The sequence below is a fragment of the Flavobacterium sp. genome (genome assembly GCF_003525665.1).
Lineage (GTDB): Bacteria > Bacteroidota > Bacteroidia > Flavobacteriales > Flavobacteriaceae > Flavobacterium.
This window is the reverse complement of record NZ_DQDX01000110.1, coordinates 1-6070: the sequence shown is the minus strand read 5'-3', so window position 1 is coordinate 6070 and position 6070 is coordinate 1. Positions and strand designations below refer to the sequence as shown.

Here is a 6070-nt window from a genome sequence, read left to right as displayed (position 1 = left end):
ACCGTCTCAATATTGAGACGGTTTTTACATTTAATAAAAAATCATTTATTGTTTAGCTTCTTTTCTTTTAGTAAACAACATATATCCAATTCCAGCTCCCATAATTAAAGCTATTGGAATAAAATCATTTATTGGAGCAGCTTCTGGTTCTTCTTGAGTACCACCATCACCACCAGGAGTAGGTTCTTGTGCATAAGAGACAAGATTACTCATTATGATAATTGCTATTATACAGAATTTTTTGAATTTACTATGCATAGTATTGATATTTTAAATTTAATTGATAACTTTTTTAGTAACAACCGATCCGTTAGTGTCTTTAACTTGAACTAAAATCACTTGATTTTTAGCATTTACAGATAAGGTTGTTGATGTTGCATTGATATCTTTTTTATTAACCAATAAACGTCCAGTTAAATCAAATACTTTTACAGATTGCATTGTAGCATTTCCAGAATTTACAACTATTTGATTATCGTTTTTGTAAATTACTACGCTGTTCTCTGTAAACTCATCGTTTACTAAAGCCTGATTTGGCATGTATGCAATTGTAAATCTGTTGTTAAATTCACCTTGAACAGAAGCAAAAGTATAACTAGTAGTAGTTAGATTTGTTTCAGTATTTAATAAAGCATCTCTCAAGTAAATTGCTTGTCCATTGCTAGAAAATAATCCATCAACATTGTCAATAGCTATTGTATAGTTTCCAGCTTGATTCACTTTATAGTTTAAAGGAACTAAGTCTGTAGCAGCAAATGGTAATGCTTTACCTTGAATTACATGTTTTTGATCTGCAATTAATGATGTAAGTGATACATTACCGTCGTTAAAGCTAAGACCATCATATTGATCTAAACCATTAGTTGCATTGCTCATATATCCAAACGCAGTTTGAGAGAAACTTCCGTTAGCAGAAGTAAGATTTAACCAAATTCTGTGTTTCTCATCAGTTGTTACTGGTGAACTTGTAGTTTCACTTGCAGCAGATCTATAAGTTTGACCTGCAGTATTAGCAGTTCTTTGAGTGTTTCTAAATAAAACTCCTGTTGTAGCAGTAGCATTTACAATAAAACCTTGTCCTACTTGTAACATGTCATTTCCAGCAGCATCAGAAATTGCACCTGGTTGTCCATTACTTACATAAGTTCCGTTATTCCATGAGCAATATCCTGGAAGATTAGTTAAACTGTTAGTTTTTCTCCAGAAATATAATGTTCCTGTAATAGTTGGATTATCTGCAACAAAACTAGCCATACTTAAGGTTGATGGGTAAGGGTTTGCTACTGAGTTAAATCCTACAGCAGGTGTAAACGAATAATCACCATTATTTGGTTTACCAACGAAAGAACCTGTCCAAGTTGTTGGAGTAGTTGGATGATCATTTGGTAAACGTATTAAATATCCTTTAGCATCTGCAAAATTGCTAGTTGCTGTTTCATTACTATACAAGTTTGTTGCATTATTGTAAGAATAAAAACGATTACTTAAAGTATTTGGTGAAAATGCTTGTAATTGTTGATCGGCAACTGGTGAACCCCACATTACGTAATCTAAAAGCATTAAAGAATTAGTTGTACGATTAATAGTAACATTACCAACATTATTATTTGTAGTACCACCAGTTTGCAAAAGGTTTGCATTATTACTAAATGTAAGACTTGCTCCAGACGCAACAGTAACTTCATTCGTTATAGTAACGTTTGTACCTGAAGGTATTGTAACAACACTTGTTCCAGTTATTTCTAAACTACATGCAGAAAAGCTTGTTGATGAGCTATAGTTTCCAGCAATAACTGCTTTTTGAGTTGCACGAGGAGTAAATGGAGACCAAGCAGTTCCATTCCAGGTTGTCGTTTGAGTACAAGGTAATAATTGTTTAACACATACAGTAAAATTACCTGTTCCTGCTCCACTTGCTGCGTGGTAAATTCTTAAAAAATAAGTATTTCCAGGAGTTAATGCTCCAAAAGCAACTTCAGCACCAGCCGTAGAAGTATTGTTTAAATTAAGTAGCTCTTGTAAAGTTCCTGTAGCAGTATTGTCTGATGAAGATAAAATTTGCACGGCAGCATTGTATCCTGCACCAGATTGAACAGTTATTTCAGTTTCATCAGATGGCGCTACAAACGAGTACCATACATCGTCATCTGCTACAGTAGAAGTAAGAGTAGGAGCTGGTAATGTTGGAGAAGCAGTTGCAGCCAAAGTGTTTGGTAATTGACTTGAAGTTGGAGTACAAGAAGTGCTAACAGTTAATGGAGTTGCACCAGCAATATTGTCATTTGTTGGAGGAAGAATTACTTCATTTATATAAATAGAAAATTCTCCTGCAGATGATCCAACAGCTGTACCATTATGGAAAACTCTCAAATAATAAGTTGAACTTGGAGTTAATCCTGTAGCATTAATAGTTTCTGTAAGACCAGCAGTAGCAGAATTTTGGCAAGAAACTGGAGTCAAAGTTGAATCTAGCAATTGGATAACACCATCATAAAGAGGTGAACTCAATAATTTAATAGTATAGCTAGTTAAAGAAGATGTATTAAATGTAAACCAAACATCATCATCTTGAGATCCAGCTGTTGCAGCTGTTGCTAAGCATGTTGGCAAACCTGCCCCAGAATCTGTTGCATTTCTAGAAGTATAGTATGTACCACAAAGACTAGTTGGAGGTGTAGATCCAACTGAAAGTGCTATTGCTCCAGCAGAATCATTATTTGAAGGAATAACAGCAGCAGGTGCAGCAGTTAATCCAGTATAAGTACCAGGAGTGAAAGTAATCATACTGTTACATGTTGGCATGATTATTTGACCCGTTTGGCTTGTAGCAGAAAAATGATTTTCGTTCGGTGTTTGTTGTACAAAACGATCAACCGTCGTTGTTCCTGCAGGGTTAGTGCCATTTAAACCAATGCTATAAGAATATGCAGAAGTTACTGTGCCGTCAAAACCAATAAAATTACCATAAATATATTCTATGTGATTGTCGCTTTCATACAATTTAACTTGGAAATTTAAATTCGGACCAGGAATATTGAATCTTTCAACACCTGCCCATTCAACAGTAATTACTGCAGAACCAGAGCCTAAAGTTCCAGAAACCAAGTAACGTAAACTTGCATCTCTATTAGCAAATGATTGACCAGTAAATACTAAATCATCCCAAAATGGAGCTAGTATTAAATTTAATGGTTTCGATACAGATGCAGTGTTATTTGTTGATGTCGCTGTAGTTAATGTATTGCCCCATGTATAATTATCATTATTAGCATTAAAAGTCATCCAACCATTAGAACATGCTTGAAAACCAGTTACTGTTTGTCCTTGGTATTTGAATGTTGTTCCTGCTAAACTAACAACAGTAGAAGCGTTATCATCTCCATCTGTATTTCTCCATCCAGGAAATGCTAAACCAGAACCACCATTAGCTGGCATTATAGATGTATATGCAGCACCAGTAGAGAATGTTGTATTGAAAGTACATACAGCCGTAGTAACAGTACTTACGTTAGTAAAAGATGATAATCCACTGCCAGCACAAGTAGTTTTTAATCTATAGTAAATAGTTGTATTTATCGCTGGTGTTGTGAAAGTTGCTGTTGTAGCTCCAGAGCCGCCAACTGCGTTTGCCCACGAGTCTGCAACACCATTATCATCTGACTCTTCCCATTGAAAAGAAATTCCAGGAAGTAAACCTGATGCTCCTGTTGCTGCAATTGCTCCAGCTGATGTACCCGAGCAAGCAGTCACATTTGCAGGAATTGTGCCTGATGTAGGAGTTCCAGTACAAGGAAGGTTTATATCAGCGGCTGCTATTCCAATATATAATGCACCTGCTGTTAATTGAGCTGTTGTTAAGCCAGTTCGTTGTGCACCTGGAGTAGTAGTTCCATTTTGATGTGTTCCACCAACAGTTGAACTTGCTAGCATTACTCTAGAATTACCATTAATCGCATTATTTCCAGAATAGGCATTATTTGCAATTAATGATACCAAGTGAGTTCCAGAAGCATAGACATAACCACTTTCAGCAGTAACAGTCCAATTGCTATTGTTTCTATCTGTGATTGTATATGTACCATCTGTAATTGTTAATCCTGTCGTTGTAGTTGCTGCATCATTAAAAGTTACAGCAAGTTCTCCAGCAGTGTTACCAGTCGCAGTTGAAGAGCTTCTAGAAATGTACATCGTTCGTGATACACCTGCAGAAGATAAAAATGGATACCTACTTGTTGAATTAGAGGGATCAGTTCCAGCAGTAAAAGCAGTACCTGTTCCCGTAGTTGTCCACCATCTTGAAAATTTCGCGCCGGATAAAAAACCTGTTCCAACTGGAGCAGTTAATGTGTTAGCTGCAGCATTATTTCCAAAAGTCAATTTATTTGTTCCAAGGTTAATTCTTGCACCAGTTAGATTAAGGTCATATGCAATTCTAATGTTATTTATTGACCATACTATATTAGGTGTTGCAGTATTTGTATTTCCAAAAGTTAAATTTCGGATAAAACCATTTGTAAATGTTCCAGTTCCGCTAACAGTCTGAACTACTGTTCCATTTAGCGTTAAATTTCCTGCTGTTGTTGTACCAACTGATAAATTAATTGCTCCGTTATTTGTTAAATCACCTCTAACAATTAATGTTTTACCTGTTGTTCCATTAAAAACACTGATTAAACCGGTGTTTGATACAGTAAGATTTCCATTTACTGTAAATGATGTTGGTGTAGCTCCATAATTTAAAGTACCATCTACTGTTACGTTACCGGCTGCTAAACCTGTAGCATCTATTGATACAACATTTCCAGCAGAAATTATTACGTTGTCAACACTAGATGGAACACTAGCTGCATCCCAAGTTGTGCTACTATTCCAGTTTCCAGTTGCAACAGAAGTAAATGTTCCAGGTGGATTAGTTGATTGACTACCAGTAATTCCTGCGCTCGCTCCACCTTCAACAGATGATTGAATTCTATAATAATAAATCGTATTTGGATTTAAACCGGTTTGAGCTAAAGTATAAGTAGTTCCAGTACCAGCAGAAGTTGTAGATGATACAATACTTGCAGCTAAACCAGTAGTAAATGCTGCATCTGTAGCTCTAGTAACAATAAAATTTGTTTCATTAGTTGAGTTATCCACCCAGTTTGGCGTTATAGTCGATGAACCTACTGATGTAAAAGTTAATGTTGTAGGGTCAGTTGTTGAAGAAGGAGGTGTAAATACATAAGCTCTTCTAGATCCATTTCCTGCAGAAGTCAACTGTGATATCGCTCCTGTTGCAGATGCGGGATTTTCAGTAAAACTTGTAGTTGTATTATAAGTATGTGCTGCAAAAGTTACTGATCCAAAAGTATTGGTAGCAGTACCACTTGAAAATCCGATACTTGGTGTGAAATCTGATGGAGATCCACTAATAGAGCTAACTGTCATTGTACCATAAACATATTCAATGACACCTGAAGTTTCATACAATCTTATTTGATAAGTTGAATCATTTGAAAAAATCCCCGACGAATAGTAGAGATTCATATTAAGAAATTCAACAACTAAACATCTATTTGGTGCTGTGCCTACTACTTTGTAGTGCACTTTTCCCAAAGAACCTGTTTGTAAATCTCCTCCAAATGCAGATAATTTTGGTAATGAACTTGTACCGCCGCTTGCTACATACGTAGAACCAGAAACTGCTGTGCTACCCAATTGAATGATACCATTTGCAGAAGCAGAAAATTGTGTAAAAACATTACCCATTAGGTAATAATTAAAACCAATTGTTGAAACACTAGAAACTCCTTGGTCTGAAGAGGAAGCTACTAATTGTGTTGTTCCAGTAGACATGTCTACTGCGTTTGCATTTGCATCTAATGCTAACGAGCTAATTGTATTTGTGCTAAAAACATAATTGGCGGTGCTCTGTGCCGTTACGTTAATAGTGCAAAACAACATTAATACCCAAAAATAAAATTGTTTCATAATAAAATGTTAATTTAATTGGCTTGCAAATTACATAAAATCGACAAATGCAGAAATACCTGCATAAAAAAAGCATATTGTTAGTTAAATATTAAGT

General features: G+C 35.6%; 2 protein-coding genes. Both read right to left on the bottom strand.

Going from position 1 to position 6070, the window contains the following annotated elements:
• Positions 1–45: 45 nt before the first annotated feature.
• Positions 46–213 (bottom strand): hypothetical protein, encoded by a 168-nt coding sequence (locus DIU01_RS07985; protein WP_290833268.1) that lies wholly within the window; start codon positions 211–213, stop codon positions 46–48.
• 63 nt (positions 214–276) lie between these two features.
• The gene (locus DIU01_RS07980; protein ID WP_290833265.1) at positions 277–5973 is read right to left on the bottom strand and encodes a T9SS sorting signal type C domain-containing protein; all 5697 of its coding nucleotides are present in this window, start codon (positions 5971–5973) and stop codon (positions 277–279) included.
• Positions 5974–6070: the final 97 nt, after the last annotated feature.